Raw genomic sequence first — 1,552 nt, 5'->3', positions numbered from 1 at the left:
TGGAGCCGTAAAAAATCAAGGTGTTGCTTTGGGGTCCGTTGGCTCGTTGAGCTGGTATGACGTTCCCGGCGGAGATCTTGTCGCAACTCGCCTTTCGTTTCACGGTGTTGTTGCCGCATCTCAACGAGCGGCAGCGTCGCTTGGCGGTGGCCACCGAGGCAAGATTGCTTGGCCGTGGCGGGGTGCGTGCCGCTGCGCGGGCCGCATCGATGAGCGAGACGACGGTGCGCCGGGGTCTGACGGAGCTGTCCTCGAGGGTCGGCCCGCTTCCCGGTGGGCGGGTTCGGTCACCGGGCGGGGGCCGCAAGCGGGCCGAGGCCGCCGACCCGGGGGTGGTGAAGGCCCTGATGACACTGGTCGAGCCGGACGAGCGGGGGGATCCACAATCTCCGCTGCGGTGGACGACCAAGTCGCTGCGTCATCTGGCGGACGAGTTGGTCAAGCAGGGATATCGGGTGTCCGCGCCGACCGTGGGGCGCCTGCTCAAGCAGGCGGGCTTCAGCTTGCAAGGCAACGCCAAGACCCTGGAAGGTGCTCAGCACCCGGATCGTGACGCCCAGTTCCGGTATCTCAACGAGCAGGTCAAGCAGCATCAGGCGGCCGGTGAACCGGTGATCAGCGTGGACACCAAGAAGCGCGAGCAGATCGGCCGGCTGCCCATGGCCGGGCGCGAGTGGCGTCCGAAAGGCGATCCGGTCCAGGTCGAGGACCACCACTTCTTCTTCAGCGGCCCGGATGTCGAGCAGGCGATCCCGTACGGGATTTACGACCTTGACCGCGACACTGGCTGGGTCAACGTCGGCATCGACCATGACACCTCCGTCTTCGCGGTGGAGTCGATCCGCCGCTGGTGGACCGCCCGCGGCAGCCTGGACTATCCGACCGCGACCCGGCTGCTGATCACCGCTGACGCCGGCGGATCCAACAGCTACCGGTATCGCGTGTGGAAGAGCGAGCTGGCCGCGTTGGCCGCCGAGACAGGGCTCTCGATCACGGTCTGCCACTTCCCGCCGGGCACCTCGAAGTGGAACAAGATCGAGCACCGGCTCTTCTCGCACATCACCCACAACTGGCGCGGGCGCCCTCTGACCAGCCACGACGTAGTGATCCAGACCATCGCCGCGACGCGCACCCGGGCCGGCCTGCGCGTGGAAGCAGTGCTGGACACCGGTGACTATCCCACCGGGATCGCGATCAGCAAGGACCGCTTCGCGGCCCTGCCGCTGGAGCACCACGCCGTCCACGGAGCCTGGAATTACACCCTCCACCCCCAGGCCATCGGCGACGCCGTCCTCCCGGACCCGGTCGGCGAGGCCGCAGGCCCCGCCCAACGCCGTCAGACGATGCTCGCCAAACTGGCCGACGAGCGGCTGACCGGCCTTACCGCCGAACAACTTGATCACCTGGCCGTCACGCTCGCCCCCGCCCAAGCCGCCCGCACCCAGCAACGATTGAGCGAACAACGCGGCGGACGGGCCCGCCGGGCCACCGGCAAACTCCGACACAAACCGCTCTTCGACGACCCGGCCCGGCTCCTGCTCACCCTGCTCTA

1 protein-coding gene is annotated in these 1,552 nt (G+C 67.8%); it reads left to right on the top strand.

Annotated elements, in window-relative coordinates; all coding sequences use genetic code 11:
• Positions 1–56: 56 nt before the first annotated feature.
• Positions 57–1,552: ISAzo13 family transposase (locus PV350_RS46540; protein WP_500339299.1), on the top strand; the 1,496-nt coding region annotated here is incomplete at its 3' end.

This window comes from Streptomyces sp. PA03-6a (assembly GCF_033792765.1).
Classification (GTDB): Bacteria; Actinomycetota; Actinomycetes; order Streptomycetales; family Streptomycetaceae; genus Actinacidiphila.
This window is presented reverse-complemented; position numbering and strand designations above follow the sequence as displayed.